Here is a 22,067-nt window from a genome sequence, read left to right as displayed (position 1 = left end):
GGTTGCCGTTGAAAAGATCCAATCAGAGCCTCTGTAGTTCCACGGCCCCCGGGCGGATGTCGATCGGTTTGATGCCCCAGATCTCTCTGGCGTACTCGTCGATGGTCCTGTCGCTGGAGAATTTACCCATGCCGGCGCAGTTCAAAATCGCGCGCCGCGCCCACTCGCGCTGGTCCCTGAAAAGCGCGGCCACCTGCTCGTGACAGGCGACGTACGAGGCGTAGTCGGCCAGGAGCATGTAGTGGTCGCCTAGGTCCAGGAGCGAGTCGGTGAGCGGGGTGAAAAGGTCGGGAGCCCACGGGGAGAAGTACCCCGAGGAGATCATGTCGATGACACGTTTTAATTCCCGGTTGCCGTTGTAGTATTCCCGCGGATTGTAGCCGCGCTCGCGCAGCTGCATCACTTCGGCCGCGGTCATGCCGAAGATGAAGATGTTTTCGCGACCCACCTCTTCCATGATCTCGATGTTGGCGCCGTCCAGGGTGCCGATGGTGAGCGCGCCGTTCAGGGCGAACTTCATGTTCCCGGTCCCTGACGCCTCGGTGCCGGCGGTGGAGATCTGTTCTGAGAGGTCGGAGGCGGGGAAGATCTTTTCCGCAAGGGAAACGCTGTAGTTGGCGAGGAACACCACCTTGATCCTTCCTGCGACGTCCGGGTCGTGGTTCACCACCGCGGCTACCGCGTTGATGAGCCTTATGATGAGCTTCGCCGCCGCGTAGGCCGGAGCCGCCTTCCCTGCGAAGATGAAGGTCCGGGGGGCCACTTCCCGCGACGGGGCGTCCTTGATGCGGTTGAAAAGGGTGATCACGTGCAGGACGTTCAAAAGCTGGCGCTTGTATTCGTGGAGCCTCTTTACCTGCACGTCGAACATCGAGTCGGGGTCGACGTCGATGTCGTTATGCTGCTTGATGTAGCGGCAAAGGTCCTCCTTGTTCCCCCGCTTCACCTGCTGCCAACGCCCGAGGAACTCCGGGTCCCCGGCGATGGCGCGCAGCTTCTCGAGCTCGAAGAGGTTCTTGGTCCAGCCGTCGCCTATGTACTCGTCGATGAGGGCAGAGAGGGCGGGGTTGGACATCTTGAGCCAGCGCCTCTGCGTGATGCCGTTGGTCTTGTTGTTGAAACGCTCCGGGTACATCTCGTAGAAGTCGCGGAAAAGCTCCTTTTTCAGGATCTCCGTGTGCAGCGCGGCGACGCCGTTCACCGAGTGGCTCCCGACGATGGCGAGATGCGCCATGCGGATCTTTCTCTCCCAGTGCTCTTCCACGATGGACATGCGGGTGAGGCGTTCCGGCTCGTCCGGGAAGTGCGCCTTGATCTCCATCATGAACTGCTCGTTGATCTCGTAGATGATCTGCAGGTGCCTGGGGAGGATCTGCTCGAAGAACCAGACCGGCCACTGCTCGAGCGCCTCGGGGAGGATGGTGTGGTTCGTGTAGGCGAAGGTCTTCCTGGTGATCGCCCACGCCTCGTCCCAATCGAGCCCTTCCTCGTCCATGAGAACGCGCATCAGCTCGGGGATGGCGAGGGTGGGGTGGGTGTCGTTCAACTGGATGGCGACCTTGTCGGGAAGTAGCCGTGTGTCTTGGTGCTTCTTTTTAAAGCGGTACAGGACGTCGTGCACGGTGGCCGAGGCGAGGAAGTACTCCTGCTTGAAGCGGAGCTCCTTCCCTTCCACGACGTTGTCGGCGGGGTAGAGGACCTTGGAGATGGTCTCCGACTGCATCTTCTTTTCCACCGCGCGGATGTAGTTTCCCTCGTTGAAGAACTTCAAGTCGAACTCGCGGCTCGACTTGGCGCTCCAAAGCCTAAGCGTATTCACGCTGTGGGTCTGGTAGCCGGGGATCGGGGTGTCGTAGGCCATGGCCATGACGTCGTCGGTATCGACCCATTCGCGTACCAGCTTGCCGTTCTTGTCGAAGGTAGAGATGACCCGCCCGTAGAACTTCACCGTGTGCAGGTGCTCCTGCCGGTCGAGCTCCCAGGGGTTTCTGTAGCGCAGCCAGTTGTCCGGAATCTCCACCTGCGCCCCGTCGGCTATGTGCTGCCTGAAGATACCGTACTCGTAGCGGATGCCGTAGCCGTAGGCCGGGATGGACATGGTGGCCATTGAGTCGAGGAAACAGGCGGCAAGCCGTCCGAGGCCGCCGTTGCCGAGGCCCGCGTCCTGCTCCTCGTTGAGGATCAGGTCGAAGTCGTTGCCAAGCGAGGTGATCGCGTCCTTGAAGTCGTCCCAAAGGCCCAGGTTGATGAGGCTGTTGGAGAGGGTTCTCCCCATCAGGAATTCCATCGACATGTAATAGACGCGCTTGTTGTCGGAATTGTAATAGGCCTGCTGTGTGTCGAGCCAGCGCTCAACCAGATGATCCCTTACCGCATAGGCGAGAGCGTTATACCTGTCATACGGGGTAGCGGAGTATTTGTCCTTTCCCAGTGTGTATTCCAGGTGTTCCAGGAATGACTTTATGATGAGCATCTGCTCGTCTAGTTCTTCGTTGATACCGATCTGCTCTTCGGTCATGAGTCACCCTGCATCTGCATGTAGTTATTACGGGAAAGGCGCCGATTGGAGCAGCCGCACCGCCCCAGTTTTCCGTTGGACATGATACAACAACTGTGCTAGTAAATCCTAGATTACAGTACAAGTAAAGGGCCAGTGATGAAAAAAATCGCCATTTTCGCCAAAGTGCACGATCCGCGCTGCCTAGGGGTCGCAGAGGAGCTCATCGAGTGGCTGGCGGCCCGCGGCATCACCGCGCAGGTCGAGAAGCACCTCTCCAGGCGGCTTAGGCGCACCACCCTCGCCGAAAGCGCCGAGAGTTCGGACATCTCGCAGGATGCCGATCTCGTCGTGGTTTTGGGGGGCGACGGTACCCTCATCGCGGCGGCCCGGCTCGTCGGGGAGCGCGACGTGCCGATCCTCGCGGTGAACCTCGGGAGCTTAGGTTTTCTCACCGAGATCACCCTGGGCGAGCTCTACCCCTCGGTCGAGCGCTGCCTCGCCGGCGACTTCGAGGTGAGCGAACGCATGATGCTCATGGCGAGCGTGGAGCGCGACGGCGAGGTGGTCGAGCTGCACCGCGTGCTAAACGACGTGGTCATCAACAAGGGGGCGCTCGCGAGGATCATCGACATGGAGACCTCGGTGAACGGTCGCTATCTGACCACCTTCAAGGCCGACGGCCTCATCCTGTCCACGCCGACCGGCTCGACCGGCTACTCCCTCTCCGCGAACGGGCCGATCCTCCATCCCGAACTCGAGTGCATCTCGCTCACCCCGATCTGCCCGCACACCCTGACCAACCGGCCGCTCGTCATGGCCGCCGACGCGCACATCGCGATAAAGCTCAAATACGCCCCGGACGAGTCCGTCTTCCTCACCCTTGACGGCCAGGTCGGGATGAAGCTCTTCTCCGGCGATACCGTCCAGATCACCAAGGCCGCGCAGGTGACCCGGCTCATCCAGTCGCGCAGCAAGGACTACTTCGAGGTGCTCCGCACCAAGCTCAAGTGGGGTGAACGGTAAGTGCTCAGAGAACTCCAGATCACCAACCTCGCCATCATCGACAAACTCCACGTCGAATTCAGCCCCGGGCTCAACATACTGACCGGCGAGACCGGTGCGGGTAAGTCGATCATCATCGACGCGGTGAACCTCATCCTAGGGGGGCGCGGCAGCTCGGACCTGATCCGCTCCGGCGCGAAGGAGGCCTCCGTGGAGGCGCTCTTCGATCTCACCGGGCGGGATACGCTCCTTAAGTCTCTTGCCGCGGCTGGGATCGATTGCGACGGCGAGCTCCTCGTGCGGCGCACCGTGGCGCCCGGCGGCAAGAACCGCGTCTTCATCGGCGGCGGGCTCGCCACCACGGCCCTTCTCGCCGAGGTCTGCCGCAGCCTCATCAACATTTACGGCCAGCACGACGCCCAGACCCTTTTGAAGACGGACCAGCACCTGCTCCTTCTGGACGGCTTCGCGGGGAGCCTCCCCATGCGCCACGAGTTCGCCTCCCGCTTCGAGGAGTACCAGGGCGCGAGACAGGAGTTGAAGGCGCTAGAGGAAGGGGAGCGCGAGGCGGCAAGGCGGCTCGACCTCATCGCCTTTCAAAGCGGCGAGATCGCCGACGCGAAGCTCGTCCCGGGTGAAGAGGAGGAACTTTCCGAGGAGCGCGTGCGCCTTGCCCACAGCGGCAGGCTCATGGAGGTCTCCCAGGGCGCCTTCGACGAGCTCTACGGCGGCGACGCCGCCATCCTCGGCGGTCTCACCGGCGTGATTCAGGGGGTGGCGGACGCAGGGCGCATCGACCATGCCCTGACGCCGGTCGCCCAGGCGCTGGAAACGGCCTACGCCCAGCTCGAGGACGCAGCACTTTCCCTGCGCGACTACGCCGCGCGCATCGATTCCGACCCGGCGCGCCTCGAGGAGCTCGAGGACAGGCTCGACCTCATCAACCGCCTCAAGAAGAAGTACGGCGCGACCGTCGAGGAGATCCTCGCCTACCAGGCCGAGATCGACGCCGAGCTCGCTGCGCTCACCAACCGGGGCGAGACCCGCGAGGGTCTGCAGGCGCGCATCGGTGATCTCGAGGGGGAACTGGCGGCGCTCGGCGCAAAGCTTACGAGTGCACGCGAGGCGGGAGCCGTTCGCCTCAAGGAGGGGATGGAGCGCGAACTCTCCGAGCTCGCCATGAAGCACGCCGTGTTCGAGACCTCCTTCGAGAAAAGCGCGGAGCCTAGGTCTTATGGCTTCGAGCGGGCCGAGTTCCTTTTTTCCCCCAACCCGGGTGAGCCGCCGAGGCCGATCGCGAAGGTCGCCTCGGGGGGCGAACTCTCACGCCTCATGCTCGCTTTGAAGCAGCTCCACCCCGACTCCGAGGTGCCGACCCTCATCTTCGACGAGGTGGATACCGGTATCGGCGGGGCGACCTCGGCGCTCGTAGGTGAGAAGCTAAAGCGCGTGGCGCGCGAACAGCAGGTGCTCGCCATCACCCATCTCCCGCAGGTGGCCGCCTTCGCGGACCAGCACCTGAAGGTGGAGAAGGGTGTGGAGCACGGCAGGACCGCCACCAGCGTCCAACTCCTGGAGGGAGAGGAGCGGGTGGCCGAGGTGGCGCGCATGCTTTCGGGCGCGCGCGTCACCGACAAGACCCTGGAACACGCCAGGGAGATGATTCAGGAGGCGGCAAGATGATCAGAAAGGCCAGAATTGGCGACGTAAAGGACATTCAGAAACTGTTGACCAACTTCGCGAGCCGCGGAGAGATGCTCTCCCGCTCGCTTTCCGAACTATACGAGGCGCTGCGCGACTTCTACGTTTTCGAAGAGGACGGGCAACTGCTTGGGACCTCGGCGCTGCACATCGTCTGGGACGACCTGGCCGAGGTGCGCTCCGTGGCGGTCGCCGAAAGCGTCGGGCGCCGCGGCATCGGGAGCCAGGTGGTGGGTGCCTGCATCGACGAAGCGAGATCGCTCGGTTTGAAGCGCCTCTTCTGCCTCACCTACAAGCCCGACTTCTTCGCCAAGTTCGGCTTCAAGGTGGCGGACAAGTCGGAGCTCCCGCACAAGGTATGGGGCGACTGCATCAAGTGCGTGAAGTTCCCTGACTGCGACGAGATCGCGATGATCCTCGAACTCTAAGTTGATTCCCCCCCTCCCTTGACGGGAGGGGGTAGGGGGGTGGGTGAAGCTGCAAGCACTAGAGATAATGGCTTCTTCCCCCACCCCCAAANCTGACTGCGACGAGATCGCGATGATCCTCGAACTCTAAGTTGATTCCCCCCCTCCCTTGACGGGAGGGGGTAGGGGGGTGGGTGAAGCTGCAAGCACTAGAGATAATGGCTTCTTCCCCCTCCCCCTAACCCCCTCCCGCAGGGGGAGGGGGCTAACGACAGCCTCTTCCTTTAAATTCCAAGAGAAATCCCTTATGACGCATGAAATGGAACTGGCTCGGCACGCAGAGACGGTGGAGCGCCTGATCGGGGCGCGGCGCATCGACGGTTGGGAGATCGCGCTCTACGGCGCGCGGGATCTCGCCATCGAGGTGAAAGAGGGTAAGGTGGACGCCTTCCGCTGCGCCGAACCCTTCGGTGTGGCGGTCCGGCTCCTTGACGGAGAGGGGCTCGGCTTCTCCTTCTCCACCACGATGGACCCTGTAGCACTCGAGCGGATGGTGGACGCGGCCCTCGTCGCCGCCCGCATGCAGAGCCCGGATTCCTGGTACACCCTTCCCGGACCCGCCGCATCCTACCCCGAACTCCCCTGGCTCTACGATCCCGCACTCCCGGCTCTTGACGAGGAGGCGAAGATCGGGCGCGCCCTCGAGCTCGAACGCCTGGTGCGCGCCTACGACCCGCGCGTGAAAAGGGTCAGAAAGTGCGCCTACGGCGAGTCAGTCTACCACACCCTGGTCCGGAACTCGCACGGCCTGAACGCCGCGACGATGGGGAGCTACAACAGCTGCAGCGTTTCCGCCGTGGCCGAGGCCGATGGCGACGCTCAGACCGGTTGGGATTTCGCCTTTGCCCCAAGCTTTGCCGCCATCGATCTGGAAAAGGTCGCCGCCGGTGCCGGTCGCAAGGCGACGGCGCTTCTGGGCGCCCGCAGCATGCCCACCATGCGCTGCCAGGTCGTGCTCGACAACCGCGTGGCGGCGGACCTCCTCGACGTCCTCGCCACTTCGTTTCTCGCCGAGAGCGTGCACAAGGGGAAGTCGCTCCTTGCCGGGAGGGTAGGGGAGGGCATCTTCTCAGAGCTCGTCTCGGTGCGCGACAACGGGCTTCTCGAGGGGGGGGTGGGGAGCGCCCCCTGCGACGGCGAAGGTGTGCCGCAGCAGGATACGCCGCTCGTCACCGCAGGCGTCCTCCAGGGGTACCTCTACGACAGTTACTGGGCGAAGCGCCTTGGTGCTGCGTCCACCGGGAACGCCCAGCGCGGCGCCATCAAGAGCCCGCCCCGACTCGGTGCGAACAACCTCTTCATCGAGCCCGGAACGGCGGACGCAGGCGCGCTTATCGGCGGCGTGGCCAAGGGTGTGCTCATCACCGACGTGATGGGGATGCATACGGCAAATCCCATCACCGGCGACTTCTCGGTCGGGGCCTCCGGGTTCTATCTGGAAGGGGGGGAGCTGCGGCATCCGGTGAAGGGGCTCGCCCTGGCCGGAAACCTTTTGGAACTCTTCAGGAAGGTGGATATGGTCGGCAGCGACCTGCGCTTCTTCGGTTCAACCGGCGCGCCGTCGCTCAGGATCGCGGAACTGGACATAAGCGGCACCTAAGGCCGCACCCCGAAGAGGGTGCGGCGCAAAAGCCTGTTGCCGCCTGGATGCTTCTTTTACGGTTCGGCGTGCAGGATCTCGATCAGCCTGCGCACGAACGGGCTCACCACAGCGTAGTGCACCTCGACCCCGTCGCGGGTCCCCTCGATGATCCCCTTGTTCTTCAAAAGCGCCAGGTGCTGCGACACGGTCGCCTGCGGCAATGCGAGGCACTCCCAAATGTGCTTCACGTTGCATTCCTGGGCGCAAAGCCCCGCAACTATCTTCAGGCGGATCGGGTGCCCGAGCACCTTCAGCATTTCCGCTTCTTTCCCGTAATCCTTCGTCTTGTCAAATGCCAAGTTGGTATCCTCCGTCTGTGCTAGAAAACAATCTATATATGCTAATTGGACTTGTCAACGAATTACTTGCTGCCGCCTAGGTAGATTTCCTCAGAGAAATGACAGGCGGCTTTTTGTCCCTGCACCTTCTCCACGAGTTCAGGGCGCTTCTGGCTGCACACCTCGCGTGCGTACGGGCAGCGCGGGTGGAATGGGCAGCCGCTCGGGGGCGACACCGGAGAGGGAAGCTCCCCCTTGGCGATCACGTGCTTTCTGCGCCTGTTCGGATCGATGCTCGGGATAGCGGAGAGCAACGTCTCGGTATAAGGGTGCAGGGGACGCGAGAGCACCGCGTCGCGGCTTCCGGTCTCTACGATCCTCCCGAGGTACATCACCGCCACCCGGTCGCTCATGTGTCTCAGCACCGAGAGGTCGTGGGTGATGAAGAGGAAGGAGAGCCCGAGGTCCTTTTTCACCTCCTGGAGCAGGTTGATGATCTGCGCCTGGATCGAGAGGTCGAGTGCAGAAACCGGTTCGTCCGCGATCACGAGTTTTGGTGCGACGGCGAGGGCGCGGGCGATCCCGATCCTCTGGCGCTGCCCGCCGGAAAACTCGTGGGGAAAGCGCATCATCTGCTCGGGAGAAAGCCCCACACGCTGCATGAGCTCCGCCACCCGTTCGCGCCGCTCCGAGGCGTTGCCGATGCCGTGGATCGCGAGCGGCTCCCCGACGATCTCGGCTACTCGCATGCGCGGGTTCAGCGAGGAGAAGGGGTCCTGGAAGACCATCTGCACCTCGCTGCGGAACCGGGTGCGCTCCTCCTTCGACATGGCGGCGAGCTCGCGTCCCTGGTAGCGGATGTTCCCCGAGGTGGGTGCGGTGAGCCCGGTCAAGAGTCGCGCCATGGTCGATTTGCCACAGCCGGACTCGCCGGCAAGACCCAGGGTTTCGCCCGGGTAGAGTTCCAGGTCCACACCTGCGACGGCGGTCAAGGTCCTCTTCGGGGCGAACATCCCTCCGCGCACCGGGAACTCTTTCACCAGATTTTCGGCGGTCAGTATGGGGGTCACGATACCTTCCTGCAGCGCACGAGATGTCCCGGCGCCACCTCCCGCATTTCGATGTTCGCTTTGCCGCACTCCGCGTCCCCGATCGGGCAGCGCTCCCTGAAGGGGCAGCCGATGAAGTCGCTTTTCAGGTCGGGCACGCCCCCGGCGAAGGTGGCGAGCTTTTCTCCCGGGGTACCGAACTCCGGGAGCGAGGCTAGGAGCCCTTTGGTGTACGGGTGCAGCGGGTTTGCGAAGAGCGCCTCGGTGGCGGCGCTCTCGACGATCTCGCCTGCGTACATGATGGCGGTTTTATGGGCACGCTCGGCCACGATGCCCAGGTTGTGCGTGATCAGGACGAGCCCCATCCGGTTTTGCGCCATGAGCCGGTCCAAAAGCTCGAGGATCTGTGCCTGGATGGTGACGTCCAGGGCGGTGGTCGGCTCGTCGGCGATGACGAGTTCCGGCCCGCAGGCAAGCGCCATGGCGATCATCACGCGCTGGCGCATGCCGCCCGAGAGCTGGTGCGGGTAGTCCCTGATGCGCTCTATAGCCGCCGGGATCCCCACCTGGGTGAGGAGCTCAACCGCTTCGCGCTCGGCGGCCGCCGCCGAGAGGCCGCGGTGGATCCGGAGCCCCTCCGCCACCTGGTAGCCGACGGTGAAGACCGGGTTCAGCGAGGTCATCGGGTCCTGGAACACCATGGCGATCCGGTTGCCGCGGATCCCGCGCATCCCTTCTTCGGAGAGCTCCAGGAGCTCTTCCCCCTTGAAGCGGATCGAACCGGCGACGATCTTACCCGGAGGAGGGACGAGGCGCAGCACCGAGGCGGCCGTGATGCTCTTGCCGCAGCCCGATTCGCCGACAAGCGCCAGGGTCTCTCCCGCCTCCACGGCGAGGTCCACGCCGCGCACCGCTTTCACCGTCCCGCCTTTCACGCGGAATTCGGTACGCAGTCCAGTTATTTCGAGAAGTGCCGGCACGAGGCTCTCCGATTACCTTTGGGTACAAAAATGGCGCGAACCGGCTCTGCGGGCCGCGCTGCAAAAGTTTACCTTATACCATTATTCGGATTACTGGGCAATACAGGAGTGCGGCTTACCTGGTTTCTGCGAGGCCGACACCACGTGCAGACCGAGGTATTCCTCGCGTTGCGGCAGGAAATTCGGCGTTTTCAACAGCTTGATGAAGATGGGCACGAGCTCGGGGTCGAACTGGGTTCCGGCATTTTCGGCGAGCTCCTGTATGGCTACCTCGAGCTTCAGCGCCTTGCGGTAGGGGCGGTCCGAGGTCATGGCGTCGAAGCTGTCGGCGATGGCGAGGATTCTGGACTCCAGGAGCAGCTCCTGCCCGGTGAGGCTGTTTGGGTACCCTTTGCCGTCGTAGCGCTCGTGGTGCTGTCCGATGCAAAGGCGGACGTCGTGCAGGAACTCGATCGGCTCCAGGATCTTCATCCCTATGCTCGGGTGCTGCTGCAGCTCGGCGACGTCCTCGCTGGTGAGGGCATCCTCCTTGTGCAAAAGCGAGAGGTCGATGCCGATCTTGCCGATGTCGTGCAGGATGGCGGCGCGCTCGATGACTTTCAGGCGATTGGCCGGGAGCTCGAGCTTGCGGGCGAGGGCAAGGGAGAAGCGGGTGACGCGCTCGGAGTGCCCCCGGGTGTAGCTGTCGGAAGCCTCGATGGCGGAGACGAGCGCCTGGATCGTGTTCAGATAGGTCTTTTGCTGCTCGTCGTAGAGCATCGCGTTCTTCATGGCGATGGAGGCCTGGGCTGCGATGGTGGAGAGAAGCTCCAGTTCCTCGTGGTTGTAGACCGTGTTGTTCAGCTTGTTGACCACGGTGAGGGTGCCGATGATCTCGTCCTTCACCATGAGCGGCGCACAGATCAGGGTCTTTCTCTCGAACCCGAGCGGGCTCACCCGGTCGAACTCCGGCGTCAGGGCGATGTCGGTGATGAGCAGCGGCTTGCTATTCTGGATCACCCAGCTGGAAACGCTGGAGGGTTTCATCGGGACGCGCAGGTATTGCGAGTTCGGGTCGCGGTAACCGATCAGGTTGGTGATGCGCAGTTCACCGCGCTCGGCGTCGTACAGCACGATGTAGCCGACCTGGGCCTGAAGCGTGTCCATGGTGGTCTTCACCACGAGCTGGTAGAGGTCCTCGACCTCGATAGTGGAATTGATGGCGAGACCTAGGCGGTTCAGGGTGGAGAGCTTGGCGACCGCCTTCTCGAGGTTGGTGTTTTTATCCTCCAGCTCCCCGGCGAGGTCGGCGATCTTGTAGTTCGCCTCCTCGATCTCCTCTATGCGCTCCTCGAGGGTGACGTTCAGGTTTTCAATCTCGCGGATCTGTTCCTCTAGCCTGCCGTTCATCTGGTGCGTCTCTCGGTGGTGTTCCAGCTTCTCCTGGGCGCGGGCAAGCTCCCTCTCATGGCTGACCGTCGCCTCCATGAGGTTCGCCATGGTGCCGACCATGTGGTTGAAGCTGTTGCCGAGGGTGTACATCTCGTGGCTCGAGGTGAGGCTGATCTCCTGGTCGAACTCACCCTGTTCCACCTTCTCCATGGAACGGACCAGCTTGCGTATCGGGCGCTCCACGTAGATGACGAGGAATACGAATATGGTCGCCACGGTGAGAAGGACGAGCATGATCGCTGAGACCACGGCTATGTTGCGCTCCCGGGTGATGAACCCGTTCATGTAGCCGAGCGAGAGCTTGATCTCGAGAAGACCGAGCGTCTCCTTGCTTGCCGGGTGACATTTATAACACTGGGGGGCGTTGAAGATGCGCGCGTAGGAGAGGAAGACCCCATCTTCGGGGAGTACGGTGAGGTTCCTGGTCGGCAGTTGCTGCCGTCCGAGCTCGGGGAGTGTCGTGCCGATCTCCTCGCGGTCAGCGGAGTTGAGGATCTTCCCCGACTCGTCGACGATCCGGATGGAGTTCACGAACTCGCGTGACTTGATCCGTGCGAAGATGGCGGCGACCTCGTCGGAACGGCCGGAGAGCATGGCGTTGGCAACGGAACTCTTTATCGTCTCTATGAGTACCGAGGTGTTGCGGTTCGCAATCTCGTGCAGCATTTCCTTCTGCTGCCGGTAGTTCTGATAGGCCACCGTAGAGATAATGACCACCAGTATGACAGTGACCAGGGTCAGTATCTTGATTTTAAGGGAGTTGCACATACGGTTCCGTACTTATAGGTGTGCGGCAAATCACGCAATAGCGCTAAGCCACTCAGCGATATAGCCTTTTTTTCAAGTTCTGGCAACAGTTTATTTGGTGCCGGCGGCGCCGCGTCGGCGGCTCCAAACCGATAGAGTTCGGCACTTTAGCGCGCGATGGGTGAGGGGACCCCTCCCAGGCGCAACGGTGTCGTCGAAGAATTAATGAGAATGACAGCAAAACGCTTGCCAATTCCGCCCGCTGTGGCCAAGCATTAGAACGACAAAATTATTGACTTTGTCGGCTGTTCCATGGTTTATATCTAGGGCTTTTCAGGCTCGCGCCATACCCATGTGTAAACGGAATTGATGAGTTTCTTCAGGACGTTGATCATAGTTGTCATCTGCCTCGCCGCCGGAGCGAGTGCCGCCGCGACGAGACCCGAGATGGTTCGGGTCGCCCTCTTGAGAGGGGCGGAAACGGTCCGCATCGACGGCGACGGCGTGCTCCTTACCGACGGCAGCGGCGAGCCGCTCCGTGTCGAGATGCCTCTCGAGGTGAAGAGGTCGGGAAGTGCGGTAACCGTGAACGGTAGGACCGTGAACCGGCTGGTCGCCTCGGCTTTTTCCCGCGTCACCGTGAATGGCAAAGGGTACCGTGCCCTCATCGAGGTCACCCCGGGAGACAAGGGGCTCCTCGTCGTGAACGAGCTGCCGCTCGAGGAATACCTTATCGGTCTCATCAACTGCGAGATCAGCTCCGCCTGGCCCATCGAGGCGATCAAGGCGCAGGCGGTCATCGCACGTTCCTACGCCATGTACCAGATCCAGGCACGCCGGGGCGCCGCGTACCAGCTCGAGTCGAGCGTGATGGACCAGGTCTACGACGGCGCCGACGCCGAGGATGGCCGCGCCGCCTACGGGGTGCGCGAGACCGCCGGCCAGGTCCTTACCTACGACGGCAAGATCATCCAGGCCTTCTACCATTCCAACTGCGCCGGGCACACCGAGTCCTCCCGTAACGTCTGGGGGCTCTCCATCCCGTACCTCCAGGGCGTCCCCTGCCGCTACTGCAGCGAGTCCAACCCCATCAAGTGGGATGTGAACCTCACCATGCGCAAGGTGGAGAGCGCGCTCCGTTCGGCCGGGTACCCGGTCTCCGGGCTCAAAGAGCTCCGCGTGCGGGGGCGCAACCAAAGCGGCAGGGTGCAGGACGTGGTTGCCGAGTCTGCCCGCGGGTCGGTCACCGTTCCGGGCGTCGCCTTCAGAAAGGCGCTAGGCTACGGCGTCGTTAAGAGCACCAACTTCGAGCTGCGCATGAAAGGTGACGGCCTCCAGGTGATCGGCACCGGCTCCGGGCACGGGGTCGGCCTTTGCCAGTGGGGCGCCAAGGGGCGCGCCAACGAGGGATTCGCCTACCGGGAGATCCTGACCTATTACTACCCCGGGGTGAAGCTTGCCGAGGGGTACGGTCGATAACATGCGCCTTTCCGATTTCGACTACGAACTCCCGCCGGAGCTGATCGCGCAGCACCCGGCGAGCCGCAGGGACGCCTCGAGGCTTTTGACCGTGGACCGCGCAAGCGGGGCGGTTGCCGAGACCACCATCGCCGCCATCGCCGGAGAGTTCCGGGCAGGCGACCTGCTGATTTTGAACGACACCCGCGTGATCCCGGCACGGCTCAAAGGGCAGAAGGAGACTGGCGGCGCGGTAGAGGTTTTCCTGGTGCGCCGCCTCCCTGGCGCGGACGAGATCTGGAGCTGCCTCATCAAGGCCTCCCGCTCCCCCGGCGAGGGGACCCGCATCCTCCTTCCCGGCGGCGTCACCGCAACCGTGGTGTCACGCGAGGACGGGGAGTGGCAGGTCCTTTTCGAGGGGGCAGCCGACTTCATGGGCTGGGTGGAGGGGGTCGGGAGCATGCCGCTTCCCCCTTACATCAAGCGGCAGCCCGAAGGGGAGGATCTGGAGCGTTACCAGACCGTGTTCGCCCGCGAGAAGGGGGCCGTCGCCGCCCCGACCGCCGGGCTGCACTTTACCCCGGAGCTTCTGGACGAGATCCGGAGCCGGGGCGTTCAGATCGCGCCGGTCACCCTGCACGTGGGGCTTGGGACCTTCATGCCGGTGCGGGTGGAGGAACTCTCGGAGCACACCATGCACCGGGAGAGGTACCGGATCCCCGAGGAGACCGCCGCCGCCATCCGCAGGACCAAGGAGGCGGGGGGGAGGGTAATTGCCCTTGGAACCACGTCGCTGCGGGCTTTGGAGCACGCCGCGGCCTCCGGGGAGCTCGTCGCCGGGGAGCGCGAGGCGGACATCTTCATCCTTCCCGGGTACCGCTTCCGCGTGGTCGACGCGCTGATAACGAATTTTCATCTCCCCAAGTCGACACTATTTATGTTAGTGTGCGCATTCGCCGGGAAGGAGACCATGCTGCACGCCTACGGCGAGGCGGTGAAGCGGCGTTTCCGGTTCTTCAGCTACGGCGATGCGATGTTCATCTCCTGATGCGGGATGCGGCGAACCCTCCCGTCACGTAAGTTGAGTAACACCGCGGACGCAGGCGTTTGCACGGAAAAAGAGACGTGGGGCCTGGGCTCCCCCCTTTGCGAAGGGGGGGCGGGGGGGATTTGCCTCTGCCAACCCCGGCTAAATCCCCCTAAATCCCCCTTCGCAAAGGGGGACTTAAAACCAAGACGGTTTCACAGAATTTAATGACGGGAAGAGTTATTGGCAGCCATATCGTTTGAACTAATCAAGAAGGACCCGGGCTGCGCGGCCCGGCTCGGCTCTCTGACAACAACGCACGGCAGGATCGAGACCCCGATCTTCATGCCGGTCGGCACGCAGGCGACGGTGAAGGCGATGACGCCTGAGGAACTGGTCGAGGTCGGCTCCCAGATCATCCTGGCGAACACCTACCACCTCTACCTGCGCCCCGGGCACGAACTGATCGAGCGCCTGGGCGGCCTGCACCGCTTCATGCACTGGGACCGCCCCATGCTGACCGATTCCGGCGGCTTCCAGGTCTTCTCCTTAGGCGAGCTGAGGAAGATCTCCGAGGAGGGGGTGAAGTTTCGCTCCCACATCGACGGCTCGCGCCACTTCATCTCTCCCGAGGTCTCCATCGCGATCCAGGAGGCGCTTGGCGCCGACATCGCCATGTGCTTCGACGAGTGTCCGCCGTACCCGGCGGAGCGCCACTACGTAGAGAAATCGCTCGAACTGACCACGCGCTGGGCCAAACGCTGCAAGGACGCCCACAAACGCGAGGACCAGGCCCTCTTCGGTATCGTCCAGGGGGGGATGCACGGGGACTTAAGGCGCGAGAGCGCGAAGCAGATCACCGACATAGGTTTCGACGGCTACGCGCTCGGCGGCCTCTCCGTAGGTGAGGAAAAGGAAGTCATGCACGGCATGATGCAGGAGTGCAGCGGCATCCTTCCCGAGAACGCGCCGCGCTACATCATGGGGATCGGCGCCCCGGAGGACCTCGTCGAGGCGGTCTACAACGGCTTCGACATGTTCGACTGCGTCATGCCGACGAGAAACGCGCGCAACGGGGCGCTTTTCACGAGCTTCGGCAGGATCAACATCAAGGGGGCGCAGTTCGCCGAGGACCAGGGACCGATCGATCCCCTTTGCGACTGTTACGTCTGCCGTAACTACTCTAGGGCGTATCTGAGGCACCTGTACCGCAGCCAGGAGATCCTCGCCTCCAGGCTGAACAGCTGGCACAACCTGCACTTCTTCCTGAACCTGATGAAAGAGGTACGGGAGGCGATCGGCAAAGGCCAATTCGTGCAGTTCAGGAAAGACTTTTATGCGGCAAGAAGCGCCGCTTTGCACCAATGAAAAGAGCAAGAAAACAATCCAGGAGGTAACTAATGTTAGGTTTGGCGTTTGCGATGGCTGGTCCCCCCCAGGGTGCCGCTGCGGGCGGAGGTATGATGGCCCAGTTCCAGGGGGTGATCCCGCTGGTATTCATGTTCGCCATCTTCTACTTCCTGCTCATCAGGCCGCAGCAGAAAAAGGCCAAGGAGCACAGGGCGCTTTTGGACGCGCTCAAGAAAGGCGATCAGATCGTGACTGCCGGCGGCATGCACGGCAAGGTGACCGCACTGGACGACCAGGTGGTGACCCTCGAGATCGCTCCCGGCGTCAACGTCAGGATCAACAAGGGGTATATTGCGTCTGTGAAGCAGGACTAATGCATTGATCCAATTTTTCCGAAAGGAGCTTTTCCCATGAAGGGTTATACCTGGCGCATTTCTCTCATCCTTATTTTCATCATCGCCTCGTGCGTCTACCTGACGCCGACGCTGGTCGACACGCTCCCCACGTGGTGGAGCGGTCTGCTCCCGAAGGACAAGATCCACTTGGGTCTTGACCTGCAGGGGGGTACCCACCTCGTCATGGAGGTAGAGACCCAGAAGGCTGTCGAAGGCTCCCTCGAGCTGATCGCAACCGACCTTGAGGACTCTCTCAACGCCCAGAACCTCCGCTTCAAGAAGGTGGCCCGTCTTGGCGGCGACAAGGTGCAGCTCACCCTTTACGACCGCGGTTCCGCCGACAAGGTGCAGGCCATGGTCAAGAAGAAGTACCCCGACCTCGAAGCGCTTCCGGTCTTCGACGAGGGTGGCTTCGTCAACATGCAGCTGCGCATCAACGAGAAGGAAGCCCAGGTCAGGAAGGACCGCGCCGTGGCGCAGGCCCTGGAGACCATCCGCAACAGGATTGACCAGTTCGGCGTATCCGAGCCGGTGATCCAGCGTGAGGGGCTGAACCACATCGTCGTGCAGCTTCCGGGCATCAAGGATCCGAAGCGCGCCATCGAGCTGATCGGCAAGACCGCCCGTCTCGAGTTCAAGCTGGTCGACGAGTCCGTGAACGCGGCAACCGCGACCGCAAGCTCGGTCCCCGAGGACGACGAGCTCCTCTACGAGAAGAGAACCGATCCCGCCACCGGCGCGGTCAGCGAGACCCCGCTTGTCGTGAAGAAGAAGGCCATGATCACCGGCGAGCTTCTGACCGACGCCCAGATTCGGATCGATTCCCAGTACAACCAGCCTTACGTCGCCATCGAGTTCAACTCGACGGGCGCACGTCTGTTCGACCAGGTGACTGCGGCCAACGTCGGCAAGCGCTTTGCCATCGTGCTCGACAGCAACATCTACTCCGCTCCGGTGATCCGCGAGAGGATCTCCGGCGGTTCCGCCCAGATCTCCGGCTCCTTTACCGAGAAGGACGCCGCCGACCTCGCCATCGTGCTGCGCGCCGGTTCGCTCCCCGCACCGGTCAAGATCCTGCAGAACATCACCGTCGGACCTTCCCTCGGGCGCGACTCGATCCACAAGGGTCTCATGGCAGGCCTCATCGGCGTACTTCTCGTCGTGAGCTTCATGGCGATGTACTACAAGATCTCCGGCATGGTGGCTAACTTCGGGATGGTGCTGAACATCCTCTTCCTGATGGGCGCGCTCTCGGCCCTTGGCGCCACCCTGACCCTGCCGGGCATCGCTGCTATCGTTCTCCTGGTCGGTATGTCGGTCGACTCCAACGTCCTCATCTTCGAGAGGATCAGGGAGGAGCTAAGGCTCGGCAAGACGCCGCACGCAGCCCTAGACGCAGGCTACGACAAGGCGTTTCTCACCATCATGGACTCGCACGTGACCGCGCTCATCACCGCGGCGGTGCTGTTCCAGTTCGGCACCGGTCCGGTCAAGGGTTTCGCCGTCTCCCTGAGCCTCGGTATCATCATCAACCTGTTCACGTCGCTTGTTTCCACCAAGGTGATCTTTGACGCCTTCCTGGAGCGCGTCCACGTGAAGAGACTCAGCATATAAGGAGGGGGACGAACATGGAACTGATCAAGAAGACCAACATAGACTTCATCGGCATGAGGAAGTTCTCCTTCCTCGCCTCCGGCATCATGGCCATCATCGGCATTCTCGGCATCATCGCCATCGCCCGTGGGACCGCCAACATGGGGATCGATTTCTCCGGCGGCACCTCGATGCAGATCAAGTTCGCCCAGCCTGCCAACAGCCAGGCCGTGCGTGACGCGCTCGGCAAGGCCGGCATCAAGGAAGTGGAGCTGCAGGAAGTAACCGGCGGCAACCAGATCCTCATCAAGATGCACAAGTCGACCGGCAAGTCCGCCGACGCGGTTTCCGACGCGCTGAAAGCGGGCATCCCCGGCAACAGCTTCACCGTTGAAAGCTCCACCGAGATCGGCCCGTCCATCGGTGAGAAACTCAAGCAGGACACCCTCGTCGCCGTGGCGCTCTCCATGCTCGGGATCATCATCTACATCGCCTGGCGCTTCGACTTCAAGTTCGGCGTGGGCGCGGTCGTCGCCACCATGCACGACGTCCTGGCCATGATCGCCGTTTTCTACGTGCTGCACCGCGAGGTCAACATCCTCTTCATCACCGCGGTGCTCACCATCGCCGGTTACTCGCTCACCGATACCGTCGTCGTCTTCGACCGTATCCGCGAGAACATGCACAAGAGTCTCAAGGACCCGATGCTTACCATCTTCAACCGCAGCATCAACGAGACCCTTTCCCGTACCATCATCACCTCGGTGACCACCTTCCTTGCCGCCGTATCTCTCTACCTCTTCGGCGGCGAGGTGATCCACGATTTCGCCTTCGCGCTGGTCGTGGGGGTCGTGGTGGCCACCTATTCTTCCATCTTCGTGGCGAGCCCCATCGTCGCGGTCTGGGAAAAGAAAGCGGTAGAGGTTGAGGCCGCCTAAGGAGGTCCCGTGAACAGGGAAAACGTACTCACCATCGTGGTGGCGTTGATCGTGGGGCTTCTCGGCGGTTACCTGATCTTCAGCATCGCCGGGCATAACAAAGCGCCCCAGCAGGCCATGTCGGTCCCGCAGGGCGCCGGTTCCCCGACCGACTACCAGCGCCGCATCTTGGAGGCGGAGAAGATCGTCGCCAAGGATCCCGGCAATCTGCAGGCCTGGATCCAGCTCGGCAACGACTACTTCGACACCGATCAGCCCCAGAAGGCGGTGAACGCCTACGGCAAGGCCCTGGAACTGGATCCGAAAAACCTGAACGTGATGACGGACCAGGGGATCATGTACCGAAAGATCGGCTGGTACGACAAGGCGATCGCCAACTTCGAGAAGGCGCAGACCATCGATCCCAAGCACCTGCAGAGCCTTTACAACCTCGGCGTGGTGTACTGGCAGGACCTGAAGCAGCCCGAAAAGGCCAAGGAGGTGTGGATGAAGTACCTGCAGTTCGACTCCACGAGCCCGACGGCGCAGCAGATCCAGAGCGATCTTGGTACCCTCGGGAACATGCCCCCAAGCTTCAAAAAGTAGAAGAAAAACCCGCTTCGGCGGGTTTTTTTTTGCCCGGTGCCGTTCCACATTAGGTTCGCGAGCGGGGAGCGCTTATGATATTATTTCTCACTGTTTTTAACGGAAGGCCCGGGGGTGGACGAGGCGCAGCCGCCTGCGAAGCGCTGCACGAGCCCCAACGTTCCCCCCTTTGCGAAGGGGGGACAGGGGGGATTTAGCCTTCCGCCTCGTTCAAAGGAATCCCGATTTTCAATCGACCGGAGTGTGAATGAAACCTGTTACGGATAGATGCTGGCGGGCAAGGGAAGCCGATGCGGGGGCCGTCGAGGAGCTCGCACGTAGCGGTGTCTCCCCGCTTATCGCGCGCCTTATTGCGCAACGCGGCGTTTCGACGCCGGACGACGCCGAGGCGTACCTTAACCCGGTTCTCTCCAGGCTGCATGATCCCATGCTTTTGAAGGGGATGGCGCAGTCGGTGGAGCGGCTCGCGCGCGCCCTCACGAACAACGAGCGCGTCTGCGTGCACGGCGACTACGACGTGGACGGCGTCACCTCTTCCGCGCTTCTCATCAGCTTTTTCAGGCGCATCGGCCTCGACTGCTTCCCGTACATCCCGAAACGGCTCACCGAAGGGTACGGCCTTTCCGCCCAGGGGGTCGCCGCCGCAGCACAGGCGGGCGCCAAGGTGCTCGTGACGGTGGACTGCGGCATCACCGCGGTCGCCGAGGCCGCCCTTTGCCGCGAGGCCGGTATCGACCTGATCGTCACCGATCACCACTCCCCGGCGGCGGAACTGCCGGACGCCTGCGCCATCGTGAACCCGCTACAGCCAGGCTGCCCGTTTCCCTTCAAATCGTTGGCCGGCGTCGGCGTCGCCTTTCACCTCGTCGTCGCACTGCGCGCGAGGCTGCGCGAGGAAGGGCGCTTCGATCGCGGCAGCGAGCCCGACCTGAGGGAGTACCTGGACCTCGTGGCCCTTGGCACCATCGCAGACGTGGTGCCGCTTTTAGGGGCGAACCGGGTGCTGACGAGCTACGGGCTGAAACAGCTCTGCTCAGGGAGCAGGGTCGGCATCGAAGCGCTCAAGGAGGTGGCGGGGATCACGGGCGAAATCGGCTGCGGCGCGGTCGGCTTCCGTCTCGCTCCCCGCATCAATGCGGCGGGGCGACTCGAGGACGCCGCCCTTGGGCTCGAACTTTTGCTCTGCAGCGATGCCTCACGCGCCCGTACCATCGCAAAAGAGCTCGACGAGGCGAACGCCGAGCGGCAGGCCCTCGAACGGGCCACCTTCGAAGAGGCGCGCGCCATGCTCGAACAGGGTGCCTGCCGCGGCAGAAAGAGCATCGTTTTAGGCTCCGAGATGTGGCATCCGGGCGTGATCGGCATCGTCGCCTCCCGCATCGTGGAGATGTTCCACCGTCCCGCCATCCTCTTCGCCTTTGAAGACGGCACCGGGCGCGGCTCCGGGCGCAGCATCTCCCGTTTCCATCTGCTGGACGCCATCAAAAGCTGCGCCGACCACCTGCTGCGCTTCGGCGGACACAGCCACGCCGCCGGCCTTTCCATAGCGCAGGATGAACTGGAGCGTTTCGCGCTCAGCTTTGATGAAGCCGCCCAGGATGTCCTCGACGCCGATGCGCTCACGCCGACGCTTGCCTACGACCTGGAACTGGAAGCCGGCGCCATCGACCAGGGGCTCGTAAAAGAGCTCGAGCGGCTGAGGCCGTTCGGCATGGGGAACCCGGAGCCGCTCTTCGTTTTGAGGGGCGCCGTCGTTGAGGAGAGCCGCGTGCTGAGGGGCGGACATCTGAAACTGCGGGTAGGGCAGGGGGGGCGCAGTTTCGACGCCATCGCCTTCGGCCTTGCCGAAAAAGGGGTCCCTGACGGTCGTGTGGACCTCCTCTTCTCGCCGGCGATCAACGTATGGAACGGCAGGACTTCGCTACAGCTTACGGTGAAGGACCTGCGCCCGGAGGGAACATGCTAAGGGGGGAGCGTTTCAATAAGGCGGACCGCGTGATCCGGATCGGCTTCTGGAGTAACGCCGTCCTCATGGCCGTCAAGCTTGCCGCCGGGCACTACGGCCATTCAGGCGCCGTCTTCGCCGACGGTATCGAGAGCGCCTGTGATTTCATCGCCATTGGGCTTACCATCATCGCCCTCAAGGTGGGGCGCAAGCCCTGCGACGAGGACCATCCCTACGGGCACGGCAAAGTGGAAAGCCTTTCCGCCATCCTGGTCTCCCTGGTGATCTGCGGCACCGGTGGCTGGGTCCTTTACGGGGCCGCCTCCACGGTGCGAGAGGGGAGCTATGAGGCCCCGGCGCTAATCGCCGTGGTCGCCGCGGCGGCGACCATCGTGATCAAGGAGTCCCTCTACCGCTATTCCATGAGGGTAGGTGGGAGCCTTGGCAGTCCGGCTCTGCTGGCCATCGCCAAGGACCACAGAAAGGACGCCGTCACCTCCATCGCCACCCTGGTCGGCGTCGGCGGTGCCTATCTCGGCGTCGGCATCATGGACCCGATCGCCGCAGGCGTCACCTCGTTTTTCATCTTCCACATCGGTATCCACACCTTCCGCACCTCGGCGCACGAGCTCATGGACGGCCAGCCCGAACAGGAGATCCTAGACGCCATCTCGCGGCTCGCCGGTTCGGTCGAGGGGGTGGACCAGGTGCACGAGATAAGGGCCCGCCACTCAGGACAGTACCTCATCGTCGATCTGAAACTGGACATGCCCCCTGACATGACGGTCAAACACTCTCACGACATCGCGACCGAGGTCAAAAAACGCATCTTCGACCACTTCAACAACGTGGGGGACGTCATGATTCACATCAACCCTTCCGACGAGCCGCACGAGGATCTCATCCGGCTGTGACTTTTCCTTTACACCCACCTTTTAGGTCGGCTTTTGTCACAACTCTCTTGACAGATACTCATGTT

18 protein-coding genes are annotated in these 22,067 nt (G+C 62.5%); 13 read left to right on the top strand and 5 right to left on the bottom strand.

The genetic code is table 11. The features are described 5' to 3' along the window. Window positions 1-22: 22 nt before the first annotated feature. Complete coding sequence (locus tag E8K79_RS03115; protein ID WP_136513438.1) at window positions 23-2,518, bottom strand: glycogen/starch/alpha-glucan phosphorylase; 2,496 nt, start codon at window positions 2,516-2,518, stop codon at window positions 23-25. Window positions 2,519-2,656: 138 nt separating this feature from the next. Between E8K79_RS03115 and E8K79_RS03110 the strand changes: the two genes are divergently transcribed. The 4 genes from E8K79_RS03110 to E8K79_RS03095 all read left to right on the top strand — a co-directional run bounded on the left by E8K79_RS03110 (window position 2,657) and on the right by E8K79_RS03095 (window position 7,270). Further along, window positions 2,657-3,523 (top strand): NAD(+)/NADH kinase, encoded by an 867-nt coding sequence (locus E8K79_RS03110; protein WP_135870092.1) that lies wholly within the window; start codon window positions 2,657-2,659, stop codon window positions 3,521-3,523. Further along, a complete protein-coding gene (gene recN, locus E8K79_RS03105; protein ID WP_136513437.1) occupies window positions 3,524-5,185 on the top strand; it encodes a DNA repair protein RecN in 1,662 nt (553 codons plus the stop codon). Beyond that, entirely contained in the window at window positions 5,182-5,631 is a 450-nt protein-coding gene (locus tag E8K79_RS03100; RefSeq protein WP_136513436.1) for an N-acetyltransferase, read from the top strand. Before recN ends, E8K79_RS03100 begins: the two co-directional genes overlap by 4 nt. Window positions 5,632-5,917: 286 nt before the next feature. Further along, window positions 5,918-7,270, top strand: a complete 1,353-nt coding sequence (locus E8K79_RS03095; protein WP_342782464.1) for a TldD/PmbA family protein — start codon at window positions 5,918-5,920, stop codon at window positions 7,268-7,270. 56 nt (window positions 7,271-7,326) lie between these two features. On the opposite strand, the gene E8K79_RS03090 is transcribed toward E8K79_RS03095, so the two are convergent. From E8K79_RS03090 to E8K79_RS03075, 4 genes are all read right to left on the bottom strand, one after another. After that, window positions 7,327-7,611, bottom strand: coding sequence for an ArsR/SmtB family transcription factor (locus E8K79_RS03090; RefSeq protein ID WP_162604587.1), 285 nt, complete (start codon window positions 7,609-7,611; stop codon window positions 7,327-7,329). A 62-nt stretch (window positions 7,612-7,673) separates the two neighbouring features. After that, window positions 7,674-8,663: an ABC transporter ATP-binding protein gene (locus E8K79_RS03085; RefSeq protein WP_136513962.1), complete on the bottom strand. Its 990-nt coding sequence runs from the start codon at window positions 8,661-8,663 to the stop codon at window positions 7,674-7,676. Then, complete coding sequence (locus E8K79_RS03080; protein WP_136513434.1) at window positions 8,657-9,619, bottom strand: ABC transporter ATP-binding protein; 963 nt, start codon at window positions 9,617-9,619, stop codon at window positions 8,657-8,659. Before E8K79_RS03080 ends, E8K79_RS03085 begins: the two co-directional genes overlap by 7 nt. A 90-nt stretch (window positions 9,620-9,709) precedes the next feature. After that, a complete protein-coding gene (locus E8K79_RS03075; RefSeq protein WP_136513433.1) occupies window positions 9,710-11,818 on the bottom strand; it encodes an HD domain-containing phosphohydrolase in 2,109 nt (702 codons plus the stop codon). Between the two features lie 366 nt (window positions 11,819-12,184). Between E8K79_RS03075 and E8K79_RS03070 the strand changes: the two genes are divergently transcribed. From E8K79_RS03070 to E8K79_RS03030, 9 genes are all read left to right on the top strand, one after another. After that, complete coding sequence (locus tag E8K79_RS03070) at window positions 12,185-13,276, top strand: SpoIID/LytB domain-containing protein (RefSeq protein WP_246043690.1); 1,092 nt, start codon at window positions 12,185-12,187, stop codon at window positions 13,274-13,276. 1 nt (window position 13,277) lies between these two features. Next, on the top strand, window positions 13,278-14,303 hold the full coding sequence (gene queA, locus E8K79_RS03065) for a tRNA preQ1(34) S-adenosylmethionine ribosyltransferase-isomerase QueA (protein WP_136513431.1): 1,026 nt from the start codon (window positions 13,278-13,280) through the stop codon (window positions 14,301-14,303). 222 nt (window positions 14,304-14,525) lie between these two features. Beyond that, the gene (tgt, locus tag E8K79_RS03060; RefSeq protein ID WP_136513430.1) at window positions 14,526-15,650 is read left to right on the top strand and encodes a tRNA guanosine(34) transglycosylase Tgt; all 1,125 of its coding nucleotides are present in this window, start codon (window positions 14,526-14,528) and stop codon (window positions 15,648-15,650) included. A gap of 32 nt (window positions 15,651-15,682) precedes the next feature. Next, the gene (yajC, locus tag E8K79_RS03055) at window positions 15,683-16,006 is read left to right on the top strand and encodes a preprotein translocase subunit YajC (protein WP_136513429.1); all 324 of its coding nucleotides are present in this window, start codon (window positions 15,683-15,685) and stop codon (window positions 16,004-16,006) included. A 36-nt stretch (window positions 16,007-16,042) separates the two neighbouring features. Then, entirely contained in the window at window positions 16,043-17,641 is a 1,599-nt protein-coding gene (gene secD, locus E8K79_RS03050) for a protein translocase subunit SecD (RefSeq protein ID WP_136513428.1), read from the top strand. Between the two features lie 14 nt (window positions 17,642-17,655). Then, entirely contained in the window at window positions 17,656-18,558 is a 903-nt protein-coding gene (secF, locus tag E8K79_RS03045; protein WP_136513427.1) for a protein translocase subunit SecF, read from the top strand. Between the two features lie 9 nt (window positions 18,559-18,567). Next, window positions 18,568-19,143, top strand: coding sequence for a tetratricopeptide repeat protein (locus E8K79_RS03040; RefSeq protein ID WP_136513426.1), 576 nt, complete (start codon window positions 18,568-18,570; stop codon window positions 19,141-19,143). A gap of 247 nt (window positions 19,144-19,390) precedes the next feature. After that, window positions 19,391-21,109, top strand: coding sequence for a single-stranded-DNA-specific exonuclease RecJ (gene recJ / locus E8K79_RS03035; protein WP_136513425.1), 1,719 nt, complete (start codon window positions 19,391-19,393; stop codon window positions 21,107-21,109). Then, the gene (locus E8K79_RS03030) at window positions 21,103-22,002 is read left to right on the top strand and encodes a cation diffusion facilitator family transporter (protein ID WP_136513424.1); all 900 of its coding nucleotides are present in this window, start codon (window positions 21,103-21,105) and stop codon (window positions 22,000-22,002) included. Before recJ ends, E8K79_RS03030 begins: the two co-directional genes overlap by 7 nt. The last annotated feature ends 65 nt before the right edge of the window (window positions 22,003-22,067 follow it).

It is taken from the genome of Geomonas edaphica (assembly GCF_004917075.1).
Lineage (GTDB): Bacteria > Desulfobacterota > Desulfuromonadia > Geobacterales > Geobacteraceae > Geomonas > Geomonas edaphica.
This window is presented reverse-complemented; position numbering and strand designations above follow the sequence as displayed.